The 16,042-nt window shown below is 71.5% G+C and carries 11 protein-coding genes and 1 pseudogene; 10 read left to right on the top strand and 2 right to left on the bottom strand.

The window, feature by feature from the left end; all coding sequences use genetic code 11:
- Window positions 1-237 precede the first annotated feature (237 nt).
- The 7 genes from F1D61_RS08830 (at window position 238) to F1D61_RS08860 (ending at window position 8,126) form a co-directional block, all read left to right on the top strand.
- Window positions 238-1,794, top strand: a complete 1,557-nt coding sequence (locus F1D61_RS08830) for a YcaO-like family protein (protein WP_246775791.1) — start codon at window positions 238-240, stop codon at window positions 1,792-1,794.
- Window positions 1,791-2,615, top strand: a complete 825-nt coding sequence (locus tag F1D61_RS08835) for a sugar phosphate isomerase/epimerase family protein (RefSeq protein WP_203157538.1) — start codon at window positions 1,791-1,793, stop codon at window positions 2,613-2,615. The genes F1D61_RS08830 and F1D61_RS08835 overlap by 4 nt, the downstream gene beginning before the upstream one ends.
- A complete protein-coding gene (locus F1D61_RS08840; protein WP_203157539.1) occupies window positions 2,612-3,847 on the top strand; it encodes a glycosyltransferase family 4 protein in 1,236 nt (411 codons plus the stop codon). The genes F1D61_RS08835 and F1D61_RS08840 overlap by 4 nt, the downstream gene beginning before the upstream one ends.
- A 265-nt stretch (window positions 3,848-4,112) precedes the next feature.
- Window positions 4,113-4,862 (top strand): PIG-L deacetylase family protein, encoded by a 750-nt coding sequence (locus F1D61_RS08845; protein WP_203157540.1) that lies wholly within the window; start codon window positions 4,113-4,115, stop codon window positions 4,860-4,862.
- Window positions 4,859-5,482 (top strand): uracil-DNA glycosylase, encoded by a 624-nt coding sequence (locus F1D61_RS08850; protein WP_203157541.1) that lies wholly within the window; start codon window positions 4,859-4,861, stop codon window positions 5,480-5,482. The genes F1D61_RS08845 and F1D61_RS08850 overlap by 4 nt, the downstream gene beginning before the upstream one ends.
- A gap of 169 nt (window positions 5,483-5,651) precedes the next feature.
- Window positions 5,652-6,794, top strand: a complete 1,143-nt coding sequence (locus F1D61_RS08855) for a lysylphosphatidylglycerol synthase domain-containing protein (RefSeq protein ID WP_203157542.1) — start codon at window positions 5,652-5,654, stop codon at window positions 6,792-6,794.
- 96 nt (window positions 6,795-6,890) lie between these two features.
- Window positions 6,891-8,126 carry an ATP-binding protein gene (locus F1D61_RS08860; protein ID WP_203157543.1) on the top strand — a complete coding sequence of 412 codons (1,236 nt, stop codon included), beginning with the start codon at window positions 6,891-6,893 and terminating at the stop codon, window positions 8,124-8,126.
- 99 nt (window positions 8,127-8,225) lie between these two features.
- Here F1D61_RS08860 and F1D61_RS08865 read toward each other — a convergent pair whose 3' ends face one another.
- Window positions 8,226-8,864: a DUF1007 family protein gene (locus F1D61_RS08865; RefSeq protein ID WP_203157544.1), complete on the bottom strand. Its 639-nt coding sequence runs from the start codon at window positions 8,862-8,864 to the stop codon at window positions 8,226-8,228.
- A gap of 136 nt (window positions 8,865-9,000) precedes the next feature.
- Between F1D61_RS08865 and F1D61_RS08870 the strand changes: the two are divergent.
- Window positions 9,001-11,425: pseudogene (locus F1D61_RS08870) on the top strand (heavy metal translocating P-type ATPase).
- 244 nt (window positions 11,426-11,669) lie between these two features.
- Complete coding sequence (locus tag F1D61_RS08875) at window positions 11,670-12,938, top strand: GGDEF domain-containing protein (RefSeq protein WP_246775792.1); 1,269 nt, start codon at window positions 11,670-11,672, stop codon at window positions 12,936-12,938.
- A gap of 7 nt (window positions 12,939-12,945) precedes the next feature.
- Here the strand turns inward: F1D61_RS08875 and F1D61_RS08880 are convergent, their stop codons facing one another.
- The gene (locus F1D61_RS08880) at window positions 12,946-14,034 is read right to left on the bottom strand and encodes a mandelate racemase/muconate lactonizing enzyme family protein (protein ID WP_203157546.1); all 1,089 of its coding nucleotides are present in this window, start codon (window positions 14,032-14,034) and stop codon (window positions 12,946-12,948) included.
- A 317-nt stretch (window positions 14,035-14,351) separates the two neighbouring features.
- On the opposite strand from F1D61_RS08880, the gene F1D61_RS08885 reads away from it, so the two are divergent.
- The gene (locus F1D61_RS08885) at window positions 14,352-15,731 is read left to right on the top strand and encodes an ABC transporter substrate-binding protein (protein ID WP_203157547.1); all 1,380 of its coding nucleotides are present in this window, start codon (window positions 14,352-14,354) and stop codon (window positions 15,729-15,731) included.
- Window positions 15,732-16,042: the final 311 nt, after the last annotated feature.

Genomic DNA, 16,042 nt, shown 5'->3' on the forward strand with positions numbered 1-16,042 from the left:
AGCAACATGAAATCTCCCATCCTCTCACCTCATCCTGAGGTGTCGATCGATCGAAGATCGACTGACCTCGAAGGAGGCCTCCAGAGATCGCGGGGATACCTGGAGCTCTCCTTCGAGGCTCGCGATGCTCGCACCTCAGGATGAGGTGAGTGGGTGGGATATCCCTAACTAACGCAAGTCATCAGTAGAAGATCGCGCTCAAGCCAGCTCTGATGCTCGCGGAGGAGTTTTCGCATCGTGGACAGACCCACCGCCCCCCGTCCCTACACCTACGGTCAGAAGCGGATCATCGAGGGCTTGCCCGAGCGCCTGCCCGACGCGGTCCGCGCCTATCTCGACGTGCTGCCGCCGGGAAGGATCGTCGGCTTTCCCCTCGCGCCCCTCGACCGGACCGGGGTGCCGTGCTGGTTCGTGTCGCTGTTCCTCGACGATCCGTATTTCGTCGGCGCGATGCCGAGCGGCATCGGCTACGGCGCCACCGACGACGAGGCGATCATCGGCTCGGTGGCGGAGATCGCCGAGAACCTGATGCCGAGCCTGGCGCTGCTCCCACGCAAGAAGGAGCGCGGCAGCTACCACGACCTCGTGCGGGTCTTCGGCGCCGGCTCGGTCGCCGATCCCCTGACCCTCGGCCTGCCGGCGGGCAGCCCGGTCGATCGCGACACCGTGCTCGAATGGACCGGCACGGTGCGGGCCCGGACCGGCGAAACCGTGCTGATGCCCCTCGACCTCGCGGCAACCGATTACTTCGAGCTGTCGGAAGGGTACACGCCCTTCACCAACCTCATCACCAACGGGCTCGGCGCCGGGCCGGACGTGGAGTTCGCCCTCGGTCACGGGCTCCTCGAACTGCTCCAGCGCGACGGCAACGGCCTGTTGTTCCGCGCCCTCGACCAGGGCGTGATGCTCGACACCTCCGAGGGTCTGGGGCCGGAGACGCGCGCGATGCTCGACCGGCTGGAGACTCTCGGCATCCGCGCGATGCCGAAATTCGCCACCGACCAGTTCGGCTTCACCAACGTCTACTGCGTCGGCTACGACGTCGACGCGTCGCGCACGCCGGCACCGATCGCGCTGTCGGCCTGCGGCGAGGCCTGCGATCCCGATCGCGAGCGGGCCCTGCGCAAGGCGATCCTGGAATTCCAGGCCGCGCGGGTGCGCAAGACCTTCGGGCACGGGCCCCTGGCGCTCGCCCGCTCCATCACCCCGCCCGGCTACGTCGACGCCTTCATCGAGAAGGCGCTGCCCAGCCTCGACCTCGAGGAGGGGAGGGCGCTGTCCGCGATGCTCGACTGGATCGATAAGCCGGCCGAGACCCTGCGCGACTACCTCGCAGACAGCGTCTATTCCGAGCGTGCGACGAAGCGCTTCACCGACCTGCCGACGCAACCCGCCCCCACCGGCCAGGACCGCGCCCGCATCGCCCGCGAGCGGCTGGAGGCGGAAGGCTTCGACGTGCTCTACGTCGACGCCTCGCCGCCGGGCGGCGGTGTCGGCATCGTCAAGGCGATCGTGCCGGGTCTCGAAGTCGAGACCATGAGCTATTACCGCATCGGCGAGCGCAACACCCGGAAGCTCATCGAGCGCGACCACCCGCTGATCCGTTTCGGGGAGTCGAGCGAGTCTTTACGCCCGGTGCGCCTGACCCCGGAGGCGCTGGAGCGCTTCGGAGGCCAGCCGCTCTTCGATGTCGCGTTGGCGGAAAAGATCGTCGGCCCGCTCTATCCGCTCTACCGCGAGCCGGAATCGCACCATGCGCCGTTCCGGCTCGAGCGCCGGGGGAGGGCGGCATGAGCCTGCGCTTCGCCTACAACACCAATGGGGCGGCCAATCACCGCCTCGACGACGCGCTCGGCCTGATCGCCGATGCCGGCTACGATGGCGTCGCGCTCACCCTCGACATCCACCACCTCGACCCCTTCGCCGAGACCTGGGCGCAGGATGCCGAGCGGGTGCGCGGCCGGCTCTACGGCTTGAACCTCGGCTCGGTGATCGAGACCGGCGCCCGCTTCCTCCTCGATCCGCGGGCCAAGCACGAGCCGACCCTGGTGACCGCCGATCCGGCAGGCCGCGCCCGCCGGGTCGCCTTCCTGCAACGGGCCGTCGACATCGCGGCGATCCTGGGGTCGGAGGCGGTGTCGTTCTGGGCCGGCGTGCCGAAGCCCGGCGTCGATCCTGAGGCGGCGCGGGGCTGGCTGCGGGCGGGTCTCGAAGAGGTGGTGGCCTATGCCGCCGAGCGCCGGGTCGTGGCCGCGCTCGAACCCGAGCCCGGCATGCTGGTCGAGACCCTGGACGATTACGCGGCGCTCGCCATCCCGGGCCTGAGCTTGGCGCTCGATACCGGCCATTGCCTGGTGACGCAGGAGCGCGAGCCCGCGGCGGCGGTGCGTGAATTCGCCGACCGGCTCGGCACCGTGGCGATCGAGGACATGGCGCGGGGCACCCACATCCACCTGCCCTTCGGCGAGGGCGACATGGACGTGCCCGGCGTGCTCGACGCCCTGGAGAGCATCGGCTTCGACAGGCTGGTCTGCGTCGAGCTGTCCCGCGAGAGCCACCGGGCCGACCGGATGATCCCGGATTCGCTCCGCTACCTGCGGGAGTGCCGCCGATGAGAATTTGTTTCGTCAGCCGGCGCTACTTCCCGGCGATTTCCGGCATGAGCGTCTACGCGCAGAACCTCCTGCGCGAGCTGGTCGGCGCCGGCCACGACGTGACGATGGTGAGCCAGTACCGGGGCGACGCCTTCGGCACCAAGGTCTACGGCGGCGGCCCGCCGCCGCCGGTCCCGGGCGTGCGGGTGATCGGCCTCGAACAAAGCGGCGAGCAGGAGAGCGGCGACTTCGAGCGCGACATCGCCACGATGGTCGAGACGATCGCGGCCGAGCACGAGAAGAAGCCCTTCGACATGCTCCACGCGCAGTACGGCTACCCGACGGGCTTTGCCACGCTGATCGCCTCGCAACGGTTGGGCGTGCCGAACGTGGTCTCGATCCAGGGCGGCGACGGCCACTGGGTCGGCTCGTGCTGCGAGACCCATCGGCTGGCCATGGTGCGGGTGCTGGCCCACGCCAACGCGCTGCTGATCGGCGGCCGCTCCTTCGTGGCCGAGGTCTGCGACCGGCTCGGCAGCGATCCCGACCGCTTCACCATCGTGCCGGGCGCCGTCGACACCGCGCGTTTCCGCCCGCCGGACGGCTGGCAGCCGGGCGATGCCGCGGACCCGGTGCGGCTGTTCTATCACGGCCGGGTCGACCGCCGGAAAGGCGTGCTCGACTTCCTCGACGCCTTGAGCCTGCTGCGCCTGCGCGGCACGCCGTTTGCGGCGATCATCTCCGGCATCGGCCCCGACGTGGAGCCGGCGCGAGCACTGGCCGCCGATCTCGGCTTCTCCGAGGCCGAGGTGCGCTTCACCGGCTACGCCGATTACGACGCCGTGCCGGGCCTCTACGCGATGGGCGACGTGTTCGTCTCGCCGACCTACGCGGAGGGGTTCTCCAACACCATCCTGGAGGCGATGGCCGCGGGGCAGGCGGTGGTCTCGACCCACTCCGTCGGCGTCTCCGATTGCCTGCGCGACGGGGAGAACGGGTTGATGGTCCAGCCTGGCGACGTGACGGCGCTCGCCGAGGCTCTGCACAAGATCATCACCGACCGCCAGTTGCGCGCCCGCCTCGCGGCGGCGGCCCTGGAGGAATGCCGGCGGGTCTATTCCTGGCAGGCGGTGGGGCGGCAGATCATGGAGGTCTATGCGTCGGTGCGGGGCGAGCGGCCGGACCCGGCCTTCGACCCGGATCTGCCGCACGATCCGAGCTGCCGCTTCCGGGCCGAGCCGCATCTGTTGTGAGATGCACTCCCGTGGATGGTGCAGTGCTGTTCGCGGAAAGCGATGGCGCGGGTCTCCCCCTCCCCCCTCTGCGGGGGAGGGTGGCCTGCGAAGCAGGCCGGGAGAGGGGACGCCGCTCCCGGAAAGGTCGCGACCGTGCTGACGGGCGCCCCCTGGATCAGCGTCGCGCTGCCCCTCTCCCGGCTCACTGCGTTCGCCACCCTCCCCCGCAGAGGGGGGAGGGGAAGACCCGCGCTCTCCTGGTTGTCTCTAGATAAGTGAGTCGATGCCCACAGCCCTCGCCCTCTCGCCCCATCTCGACGATGCCGCCTTCTCCTGCGGCGGCACCCTGGCGCAGCTCGCTCAAGGGGGGTGGCGGGTGGTGATGGTGACGCTGCTCACCGCCAGCGTGCCCGACCCGACCGGCTTCGCGCTGGCCTGCCAGCTCGACAAGGGGCTCGGGCCCGAGATCGACTACATGGCGTTGCGCCGCGACGAGGACCGGGCGGCGGCGGCGTTGCTCGGGCTGACCCCGCCGGTCCACGTCGCGCTGACCGAGGCGCCGCATCGCGGCTACGCCTCGGCGCCCGAGCTCTTCGCCGGGACACGGCCCGACGACCCGCTCGCCGACGATCTCGGCCCCGTGCTCGCCCGCCTGATGGAGGAGGCGGCGCCCGACCTGCTGCTGGCGCCTCAAGGCGTCGGCGGCCATGTCGATCACGTCCAGCTGGTCCGCGCCCTGACCGCGCTCGCCCCGGCCTGCCCGATCCTGTGGTGGCGCGACTTCCCCTATACCGTGCGCCATCCCGACCCGAAGGAGCCGTTCCGCGAGGCCTTCGCGGATCTGGCTCCCGTCACCGTGCGCCTGTCCCCGCAGGAGGAAGCCGCCAAGCACGCGGCCTGCGCGGCCTATGCGAGCCAGATCGGCTTCCAGTTCGGCGGCCCCGCCGGCCTCGCCGTGCGCCTGAGCGCCGAGGAGGCGCGCGAGCATTTCCGCCTCGCCGGCTCCCTGCCGGACGGGCTGACCCTGGCGTGAACCCGGACGCGCCGAAAAGCCTGGCCGATCCCGGTGCCGTCGCGGCGCGCCATGCCCTCGCCGAGGCCAGCCCCCGCCTTGACCCGCTGCGCCGCCTCGCCGAGCGCATCCGGACCGAGCGGGGCCGGCCGGTGCCCGAGGCCGATCCCCTCGACGGCGGGGTTTCGGCCCGCCTGCTCCTCCTCCTCGAGACCCCCGGCCCGGCCACCGGCCGCACCGCCTTCGTCTCCCGCGACAACCCGACCGGCACCGCCGCCAACCTGTTCCGCTTCCTCGCCGATGCCGGCATCCCGCGCACCGACACCCTGATCTGGAACGCCGTGCCCTGGGTGATCCACGCCCCCGGCGCCCGCAACCGGGCGCCGCGCACGGGCGAGATCCGGGCGGCCCGGGCCTACCTGATGCCGCTCGTCGCGCTGATGCCGGACCTCGCCGTCGCGGTCCTGTCCGGCCGGGTCGCGCAAGGCTTGGGCCCCGTCCTCGCGGAGGCGCGGCCGGACCTGCCGGTGGTGGCGATCCCGCATCCGAGCCCGACCTATGTCTGCACCAGCCCGGCGGTGCCGGCCCGCATCGCCGCCGGCCTTTCCGAGGCGGCGCGGCATCTCGGGCTCCCCGGGTGATTCGCCCCCTGCCGCATGGTCCGGCTGGTCATTCGCCGGCAGAGGGCCTACATGGCCCCTCATGCGAGCGGGGCTCGGTCGGAGTGCCGCCGGGCACCTGTGTGCGCGAGCCTGGCCGCGGCCGGCCGCGCGCTCGTGCCCGCGACAAGCGGGGTCGGACGCCGACGCGATGAATTTCGCCAGCCATGACAAGAACATCGCGCAGGCCAGACCCTTGCGCGATCCCGTGCGAGACGCCGGCACCGAGCCGCCGCGCGACGAGGATCCGGCCGGGCAGGATCCGGGACTCGATCCGGGTTCCGACCCGCGCGCCCCGGCCGACCGTCATGCCCGCCACAAGCGCCGCTATGCCTGGATCGGTACGGTCGCCAGCGTCGTGCTGTTCCTCATCTCGCTGGGGGTGCTGGGCAAGCTCGTCTCCACCGTCACCTGGGCCGACCTGCGCACCGCCTTCCTGGCGGCGACGCCGGAACAGGTCGGGCTCGCCATCGGCCTCGTGGTGGTGAGCTACCTGTTCCTCACCTGCTACGACGCGCTGGCGCTCCGCCAGCTCAACCTGAAGGTGCCCTACCGCACCACCGCGCTCGCCTCCTTCACCAGCTACGCGGTGAGCTTCAACCTCGGCTTCCCGCTGCTCACCGCCGGCACGGTGCGCTACTGGATCTATTCGGGCCAGGGTCTCAGCCCCGGGCGCATCGCCGCGCTCACCATCGTCGCCGGCTTCACCTTCTGGCTCGGCATGGGAGCGGTGCTCGGCATCAGCCTGATCCGCGAGGCCGAGCCGCTCTCGCACCTCACCTATACCAGCGTCCTCTTCAACCAGGGTCTCGGCTTCGCGACGCTCGCGGCGGTGCTGGCCTATCTCGCCTGGGTCACCGTCAAGCGCCGCAGCGTCAAGGTGCGGGGCTGGCGCCTGGAACTGCCGGGCCTCAAGCTCTCCTTGAGCCAGATGCTCGTCGGCGCCGGCGACGTCTGCGCGGCGGCCGGCGTGCTCTACGTGCTGCTGCCGGCCGGCCACGGCCTCAGCTTCGAGACCTTCGTGGCGATCTACGTGCTCGCCGCGATGCTCGGCATCGCCAGCCACGCGCCGGGCGGGCTCGGGGTGTTCGAGGCGACCGTGCTGCTGGCGCTGTCCGGCCTGCCGCGGGAATCGGTCCTCGGTGCGCTGCTGCTGTTCCGGGTCTGCTACTACCTGATCCCGTTCGTGGTGGCGCTCGCCGCACTCGGCGCCTATGAGATCGCCAAGCGGGCGCGCCTCACCCCGCGGGAGGCGCCCGACGATGATGCCGCCGAGAGCGACGCAAAGCCCTGAATCCGGCGACCCGCCGGAGGGCAGGCCCGCCGACGCCGCGCCGCCGCCCTTCCTGCCGAGTGCCGCCGGCACCCTCTCGGCCGCCCGCCGGGCGGCGTGGCGGGGGCGCTCGGGGCCGTGGTGGCGTTCCTCGCCGGGCATGCCTGGCTGCACGGGATCGATCTCGGCACCGGGCTCCTGGGGCTCCTCGCGCTCCTCGCCGGCGGCCTCGCCGCCGCGCCGCGCCGGGGCGAGCCGGTGCCGCGCTCCGAGGTGCAGGCCGGCCGGGGCCGCCACGGCCTCGCCGAGGCGCTGCTCGCCAACATCCCCGACCCCGTCATCCTGATCGACCGCCGCTCCCTGGTGATCGAGTCGAACGCCGCCGCCCGCGCGCTCCTGCCCTCCCTGCGGCCGCGCCACCCGCTCTCCTTCGCGTTGCGCGACCCCGACGTGCTCGACGGCATCGAGACCGTGCTGCGCACCGGCGAGCCCCTGAAGACGCTGTATTCCCCGCGCATCCCGACCGAGCGCACCTTCGAGGTCCAGATCGGCGCCATGCAGGGCGGCGAGACCGGGCGGGCCGGCCCCAACGTCGTGCTGTTCCTGCGCGACCTCACCTCGGCCCAGCGCCTGGAGACGATGCGGGTCGATTTCGTCGCCAATGCCAGCCACGAGCTGCGCACCCCGCTCGCCTCGCTGCTCGGCTTCATCGAGACCCTGCAGGGCCCGGCCCGGGACGACGCCAAGGCGCGGGAGCGCTTCCTCGGCATCATGCGGGTGCAGGCCCTGCGGATGACGCGGCTGATCGACGACCTGCTGTCGCTCTCCCGCATCGAATTGCGCGCCCACGTGCCGCCGACGCAAGTCGTGGATGTCGTGCCGCTCGCCCGCCAGATCGCCGACGCCCTCGGGCCGATCGCCGGCGAGCGCGGGGTGACGATCACCCTCGACGCCGCGCCGGGGCCGCACCGGATCCTCGGGGACCGCGACGAGATCCTGCGGGTGATCGAGAACCTGGTCGAGAACGCCGTGAAATACGGCGGCGAGGGCGGCCGGGTCGCGGTCTCGCTGGACACCCAGCCGGCGGAGGAGAGCCGGCCGCCGCAGGTCGAGATCGCGGTGCGCGACGAGGGCCCGGGCATCGCCCCCGAGCACCTGCCGCGCCTGACCGAGCGGTTCTATCGGGTCGATGCCGCCTCGAGCCGCCAGCAGGGCGGCACCGGTCTCGGCCTCGCCATCGTCAAGCACATCCTCAACCGCCATCGCGGCCGGCTGGTGATCGAGAGTGCTCCGGGGGCGGGGGCGACCTTCCGGGCCCTGATCCCGGCCCATGGCGACCCGAAGAAGGCCTAAGCGGACGAAGCGTCGGCAGGCCGACGCGTCGTCCGCTTAGGTTCTTGTTCTATCGCAGATTTTCCCCGCCGGACCGGCGACCATTGCGGCGAAATCTGTTCAGGGGCAGGCGACGAGCAGCCGCCCGATATAGTCGGAGGCCGCCGCGGCGGCGGCGCCCGGCGTGCCGGTGGCCTCGTCGTCGGGGATCAGCTGCTCGCCCTCCTGGGCCTGCCGGTTCGGCCGGTTGAGCTTCAGCACGCAATCCGTGGTGCCCGACAGCTTGACCGGCTCACCCGGCGGCAACCCGAAGGCGACGTAGAAATCCGGATCGTCGAAGCTCACCACCAGGTTGCGCACCGGGCCGGCGGGGCCTTGCGGCACCAGGGTGAAATCGAGGGTCAGGCGCCCCTGCGAGAAGCTCGCCTTCGGGTCGGGGCCGGCCTTGAGGGCGAGCGGGCGCCCGTTGAGCTTGCCCGAGGTGAAGAACGCCGTCTCGGCCATCGCCCCCAGGCGCTCGACGGCGAGCTCGTCGAGCTTCTTTTGGTCCGGCACGCCGTCGCGCTTGGAATCGAGGTTCAGCACCGAGAAGGCGGAATATTCCGGATCGAAGGTCCAGGATTCGCGGATCGCCACCAGGTTGCGCTTCTGGTCGAGCACCAGTTCGGCCCGGGCCTGCACCCAGACATGGGGATGCGCCAAGGCCGCCCCCGCCCCGCCGCAGACCATCGCCACAGCCGCCAATACCCGCCCGATCATCGCCCGCTCCCGCTCCGCCCCGCGCTCTGGAGCGCGAGCGCGGCGAAACCATGTTCGCAAAGCAGGGCACGACGTCGATCCCTACCGTACCGGAGAGCGACCCCGCGCCCCACATTCCCCGGCGGGAGACCGCACCATGACCGCACCCGCCCGCCGCCTCACCCTGCCCGTCGAGGGCATGACCTGCGCGTCCTGCACCGGCCGGGTCGAACGGGTGCTGAAGCGGGTCCCCGGCGTGCAGGCGGTCGCCGTCAACCTCGCCACCGGGCGCGCCACCCTGGACCTCACTCCCGACAACGACCCGACGGCGCTCGCCGCGGCGGTCGAGGATGCCGGCTATGCGGTGCCGGAGGCGGTGAGCGAACTGATCGTGGACGGCATGACCTGCGCCTCCTGCACCGGCCGGGTCGAGCGGGTGCTGAAGGCAGTGCCCGGCGTGCGCGAGGCGAGCGCCAACCTCGCCACCGGCCGGGTGAGCGTGCGCCACCCCGCCGGGCTCGTGAGCCTCGACGCCCTCGAATCCGCCATACGGGAGGCCGGCTACGAGCCCCGTCCCGTGGCGACGGAGCCGGAGGCCGACGCTCCCCCGCGCGAGCCGGAGACGCTGACCCGCAACCTGATCCTCGCCGCCCTCCTGTCGCTCCCCGTCGTGGTGCTCGACATGGGTGGTCACCTCCTGGGCGGCCACCTCGCCGGCCACGGCCTCCTGCCCGGGGCCTGGAGCGCCGGGATCCAGGCCGTGTTCGCCACCCTGGTCCTCGCCGGGCCCGGGCGGCGCTTCTTTTCCCGCGGCCTGCCCGGTCTGGTGCGCGGCCACCCGGACATGAACGCCCTGGTGGCGCTCGGTGCCGGCGCCGCCTACCTGTTCTCGCTGGTCGCGACCCTGGGGCCGGGCTGGCTCCCGGACGGCGCGGCCCACGTCTATTTCGAGGCCTCGGTCCTCATCGTCACCCTGATCCTGCTCGGGCGCAGCCTGGAGGCGCGGGCCCGCGGCCGCACGGGAGCGGCGGTGGCGCGCCTCGTCGGCCTCGCGCCGAAGACCGCCCTCGCGGTGAGGGACGGCCTCGAGACCGAGGTCCCGGTGGCCGACCTCGCGGTCGGCGACCGGGTCCGCGTCCGCCCCGGCGAGCGCCTGCCGGCGGATGGCCGGGTGGTCGAGGGCGCCTCCCGCATCGACGAGAGCATGCTGACCGGCGAGCCGGTGCCCGTGGCGAAGGCGCCGGGCGATCCCGTCACCGGCGGCACCGTCAACGGCACCGGGGCGCTCACGGTCGCGGTCGAGCGGGTCGGCGCCGACACGGCGCTCGCCCAGATCGTCCGCATGGTCGAGGCGGCGCAAGGCGCCAAGCTCCCGATCCAGGCGCTGGCCGACCGGGTCACCGCCCGGTTCGTGCCGGCGGTGCTGGCTCTCGCCCTCCTCACCTTCCTGGCCTGGCTCGTCCTCGCGCCGCCCCCTCCCTCGGCCTCGCTCTGGTCCATGCGGTGGCGGTGCTGATCATCGCCTGCCCCTGCGCCATGGGGCTCGCCACCCCGACCTCGATCATGGTCGGCACCGGCCGGGCGGCGGAGCGCGGCATCCTGTTTCGCAGCGGTGCCGGCCTGCAGGCCCTGGAGGAGGTGCGCGTCGTCGCCTTCGACAAGACCGGCACCCTGACCGAGGGCCGCCCGACCCTCACCGACCTGATCCCGGCCCCCGGCTTCGACGCCGACGCCGTGCTGGCCGCCGCCGCCGCCCTCGAGGCCCGCTCCGAGCACCCGATCGCCCGCGCCATCGTGGCGGCCGCCGCCGAGAAGGGCCTGGACCTGCCGCCGGTGAGCGCGTTCGCGGCCGTGCCGGGCCACGGCGTCACCGGCCGGGCCGGGGACCGCGCGGTCGCAATCGGCGCCGCCCGCCACCTCGCCGGCCTCGACCTCTCGGGCTTCGCGCCCGAGGCCGAGCGCCTGGCGAGGGAGGGACGCTCACCCCTCTACCTCGCCCTCGACGGCGTGCCGGCGGCGCTCCTGGCGGTGGCCGATCCGGTCAAGCCCGGCGCCGCGGCGGCCGTGCGGGCGCTGGCCGACCGGGGCCTCGCGGTCGCCCTCGTCACCGGCGATGCGAGGGGCGCCGCCGAGGGCGTCACCCGGAGCCTCGGCATCACGACGGTCCTCGCCGAGGTGCTGCCCGCCGGCAAACGCGACGCCGTCCGGCACTTGCGCGAGCAATACGGCCCGGTCGCCTTCGTGGGCGACGGCATCAACGACGCCCCGGCTTTGGCCGAGGCCGATACGGGCCTGGCGCTCGCACCGGCACCGACGTGGCGGTGGAGAGCGCCGACGTGGTGCTGATGGCCGGCGATCCCGCCACCGTCGCCGAGGCGCTGCGGCTGTCGCGGGCGGTGATGCGCAACATCCGCCAGAACCTGTTCTGGGCCTTCGCCTACAACGCGGCGCTGATCCCGGTGGCGGCGGGCGTGTTGCGGGCGGCCGGCGGGCCGTCCCTGTCGCCGGTTCTGGCCGCGGGGGCGATGGCGTTGTCGAGCGTGTTCGTGGTCGGCAATGCCCTGCGGCTCAGGCGGGCGTGAGCGACGCTCTCCCGTCGATGCGACGTAAGAGAGCCTTGTCCTTGGCGGAAACGGTGAATGACCCGGCGATCAATCTTGGCTTAAGTTCCTGTCGTTAGTCTGATCACAGACGGACGGAACGTGATTTGCGCCTGCAATGCAAGCGAGCACGAAGTTGCGATGTGCAACTGATCTTTGTTCGCCCCCGGCTCCCGGGGCGGAGGCTTTGGCGGCGTTCCTCGAACGCGTCCGGGGGGCTTTCGCCGTGGATGCCGTTCTGCTGCTCGGCCCCGATGAGGGGCCGCCCCTGGCGACGGCCGGCGCCGACCTGCCCGCCACCGTCGCCGACCTGTGCCGGGCCGTGGCGAGCCGCCGGCCGGGGAGCGTGATCCGCCTCGTCGCCGATCTCGCCGCCGCCCGCTGGCGCACCCATCCCGGCGCGGCGGAATGCCGGTTCCTGGCGACCTGCACCATCGAGCCGGGATCGGGCATCCTCGCCCTCGTCGATCGCGAGCCGCGCCGGCCGAGGGCCGCGGAAAGCCGCCGCCTGGCCGATTTCGCCGCCGCCGCCGATTGCCTCGCCCGGGCGACGACGGACTTTCGCGAGGCCTTCGCCCATCAGACGCGGGCGCTCGCCCATAGCCGCAAGATCTTCGATCGCGCCTCGGCCGCCGCGCGGATCGGCGTCTGGGAATGCGCCCTGCCGGACGAGGCCCTGACCTGGACCGATCAGGTCTACGCGATGTTCGACCTGCCGCGGGAGGCACCCCTCGACAGGAGCCGGATCGTCGCCTGCTACACGCCCAAATCCCGCGAGGCGCTGACCGCCGCCCGCAGCCGCGCCATCGCCGAGCGCGGCGGCTTCGCCCTCGACGCCGAGATCGTGACGCTCGCCGGCCGCCGCCGCTGGATCCGCATCACCGCCTCGGTCGAGTGCGAGGGCGCGGTCCCGGTGCGGATCTTCGGGATGAAGCAGGACATCACCGAGGAGAAGCTGCTCGCCGACCGGACCCGCTACCTCGCGGAATTCGATGCCATGACCGGGCTCGCCAACCGGGCGACTTTCGAGGCCCGGTTCGCCGCCCTCGACCGGGACCCGCCCGGACGCTCCCCGTTCGGCGCCCTGCTGCTGATCGATCTCGACGGGTTCAAGCCGGTCAACGACACGTTCGGGCATGCCGCGGGCGATGCCTGCCTGGTCGAGGTGGCGGCGCGGCTGCGCCACTCGTGCCGCGACGGCGACGTCGTCGCCCGGATCGGCGGCGACGAGTTCGCGATCCTGCTCGCCACCACGGCACCCGGCATCGCCGAGGAGGTGGCGGCCCGCCTCATCGCCGCCTTGAGCCGGCCGATGACCTGGACCGGCCGCACCTTCACGGTCGGCGCGTCGATCGGGATCGCCCGCGCCGATGGCCGGTCCTCCGCCGACCTGTTCGTGGCGGCGGATACGGCGCTCTACGCCGCGAAGGCGCAGGGGCGGGGGCAGTTCCGGGTGGCGGACGCCGCCGTCGACGGCGCGGCGCGGCCCGCGTGACCGCCGGTCAGGCCCGGATCGCCGCGAGCCCCTTCCAGTCGAAGGCGATGCCGTGGCCCGGACGGTCCGGCGCCACTGCGAAGCCGTCCTCGATCGCCAGCGGCTCGGCGATGTAGGCGTCCAGCCCGAAGCCGTGCGCCTCCAGGTACGAGCGGTTCGGGCAGGCGGCGAGCAGATGCACGGTGACGTCGTGCGCGCCGTGCGACGTGACCGGCAGGTTGAAGGCCTCGGCCAAGTGCGCGATCTTCATGAACGGCGTGACGCCGCCGCAATTCGTCACGTCCGGCTCCGGGTAGGTGACGCCGCCGGCCGTGATCAGCTGCTTGAACTCCCACAGCGAGCGCAGGTTCTCGCCCGCGGCGATCGGCAATCCACCCTCGCGGACCACCCGGGCCTGCCCGGCGACGTCGTCGGGGATCACCGGCTCCTCGAGCCAGAACGGCGCGAACGGTTGCAGGGCTCGCGCCGCGCGGATCGCCTCGTCGGCGCTCCAGCGCATGTTGGCGTCCACCATCAGGGGGAATCCGTCGCCGAGATGCGCGCGCATCGCCCGCACCCGCTCGACATCCTGCGAGAGCCTGTCGCGCCCGACCTTCATCTTGATCGCGCGAAACCCCTTCTTCAGGTTGTCGTCGGTCTGCCGCAGCAAAAGGTCGAGCGGCAGGTGCAGGTCGATGCCGCCGGCGTAGCACGGCACCTTGGGATCGTTCCCGCCGAGAAGCAGCCAGAGCGGCTGGCCGAGGCGCTTCGCCTTCAGGTCCCACAGCGCCATGTCGAGGGCCGATTGCGCGAGCACCGCCGGCCCGCCGCGGCCGCCGTAATGCTGGCCCCACCAGATCCGCTGCCACAGATGCGCGATCCGGTCGGCGTCCTGGCCGATGATCTGGTCGGGGATGTCGCGCCGCAGGATCGCGTCGATGGCGCCGCCGTTGCGGCCGCAGGTATAGGTGTAGCCGGTGCCCTCCGCCCCGTCGGCGTCGCGCAGGCGGACGGTGTTGAGCTCGAAGGCCGGCATGTCGCCGTGCATGCTGTCGCTGAGGGGGACCGGGAGCGCGACGCGGTAATACCCGGCCTCCAGCGAGACGATGCGGGGCATGGCGCTCCTCCCTTCCTATGCGGCTCGTCGGCCGCTTATCGACAGATGAATGTCGTGTTGCGGGGAGCGTATCGGATCGGGCGGCGGGGTCGTCAAGACGGGATTGTCAGATCTTGTTCACGGCCGCCGGACCGTTATTGCGAGTGGAATGTCCCGATCTGCATGGGCGTCGCGCGGGTTTGACCCCGTGGCGCGCAATACAATCGCGCCGGGCTTATACCTTGTGTTGACTGTCGCCGAATTGCGCCCCGCTCCGTCCCGTGCTGATATGCGGGATAAGCCGCCCGACCAACGGGGCGGATGGGAGGAACGGATCGATGAAGCGAGTGATCGCGGGGGCGTTGTCGATGGGCGCGCTGGTTATGGCAGCGCTGCCGGCCGTCGCGCAGGACAACAAGACGCTCACCGTCTGGTTCAGCAAGGGCTTCTACCGGTCCGAGGACGAGTCGCTCTGGGCGACGATCAAGAAGTTCGAGCAGAAGACCGGGATCAAGGTCGAGCTGTCGCAATACGCGATCCAGGACATGATCCCCAAGACCGTGGCGGCGCTGGATTCCGGCTCGCCGCCCGATGTCGGCTATTCCGACACCTACAACAACCAGGCCGCCGGCAAGTGGGCCTATGAGGGCAAGCTCGAGGACCTGACCGACGTCCTCCAGCCGATGATGCCGCGCTTCGCAGCCCAGACCGTCGAGCACGTGCTGCTCATGAACGGCCAGACCGGCAAGAAGGCCTATTACGGCTTCCCGCTCAAGCGCCAGACCCTCCACACCGAGATCTGGGGCGACATGCTGGAGAAGGCCGGCTTCAAGCAGGCCGACATCCCGCAGAAATGGTCGGATTACTGGGCGTTCTGGTGCGACAAGGTCCAGCCGGCCTACCGCAAGGCGTCCGGCACCCGCACCTACGGCATCGGCGCGCCGATGGGCGTGGAATCGACCGACAGCTTCCAGTCCTTCTACGCCTTCATGGACGCCTACGACGCCAAGCTCGTCGACAGCGACGGCAAGCTGACCGTCGACGACCCGAAGACCCGCGAGGGCGTGGTCAAGGCGCTGAAGGACTACACCGACCCCTACGTCAAGGGCTGCGTGCCGCCCTCGGCGACGACCTGGAAGGATCCCGACAACAACGTCGCCTTCCACAACCGCACCACGGTGATGACGCACAACTTCACCATCTCGATCGCCGCGAAGTGGTACGAGGACAGCGTCAACCCGAACAACACCCCTGAGCAGCGCGAGGCCTCGAAGAAGGCCTACGAGGAGACCATCATCACCGCGCCGTTCCCGAACCGGCCGGACGGCAAGCCGATGACCTACCGTGCCGACGTCAAGCAGGGCGTGGTCTTCTCGGGCGCCAAGAACAAGGCGGCGGCCAAGGAGTTCGTGAAGTTCATCATGGAGGAGGACAACCTCCGTCCCTACGTCGAGGGCGCGATCGGCCGCTGGTTCCCGGTCACCACCGCCTCGATCGAGAGCCCGTTCTGGCAGGCCGACAAGCACCGCAAGGCGGTCTACAACCAGTTCAAGTCCGGCACCGAGCCGTTCGACTACGTGAAGAACTACAAGTTCACGCTGGTCAACAACGAGAACGTGTTCGCCAAGGCGATGAACCGGGTGGTGAGCGAGAAGGTCCCGGTCGAGAAGGCCGCCGACGAGATGCTGACCCGCATCAAGCAGATCGCCGGGCAGTAACTTCGATCCGAGCGCTCTCCCCTTTGATGGGCGCGCGCTTCCCCTCCCCCTTGTGGGGAGGGGCTAGGGGTGGGGGTGGTGCCGGAGAAGCCTCGCGCTTGACGCGGCACCACCCCCACCCCCTGACCCCTCCCCACAAGGGGGAGGGGAGGGCGCTCGATCCTTTGAAGGACAGTCCCGCCTAGACCCGCGGAACAAGAGGAGAGGCACCCGTGCCTCCACCCACACCATCCAGAGCGGGGTCCGATCGCTTAGCGCTCGGGGCCCGCTCTCGGTTTTCGCGTACCCCCCATCCCGGCCTCATCGAGGAG

It is taken from the genome of Methylobacterium aquaticum (assembly GCF_016804325.1).
Lineage (GTDB): Bacteria > Pseudomonadota > Alphaproteobacteria > Rhizobiales > Beijerinckiaceae > Methylobacterium > Methylobacterium aquaticum_C.

Bases quoted from the DNA above. Each gene is read 5' to 3' on its own strand.
- F1D61_RS08835 (WP_203157538.1), top strand. From the start codon at position 1,791: ATGAGCCTGCGCTTCGCCTACAACACCAATGGGGCGGCCAATCACCGC.
- F1D61_RS08840 (WP_203157539.1), top strand. From the start codon at position 2,612: ATGAGAATTTGTTTCGTCAGCCGGCGCTACTTCCCGGCGATTTCCGGC.
- F1D61_RS08845 (WP_203157540.1), top strand. From the start codon at position 4,113: ATGCCCACAGCCCTCGCCCTCTCGCCCCATCTCGACGATGCCGCCTTC.
- F1D61_RS08855 (WP_203157542.1), top strand. From the start codon at position 5,652: ATGAATTTCGCCAGCCATGACAAGAACATCGCGCAGGCCAGACCCTTG.
- F1D61_RS08865 (WP_203157544.1), bottom strand. From the start codon at position 8,864: ATGATCGGGCGGGTATTGGCGGCTGTGGCGATGGTCTGCGGCGGGGCG.
- F1D61_RS08880 (WP_203157546.1), bottom strand. From the start codon at position 14,034: ATGCCCCGCATCGTCTCGCTGGAGGCCGGGTATTACCGCGTCGCGCTC.
- F1D61_RS08885 (WP_203157547.1), top strand. From the start codon at position 14,352: ATGAAGCGAGTGATCGCGGGGGCGTTGTCGATGGGCGCGCTGGTTATG.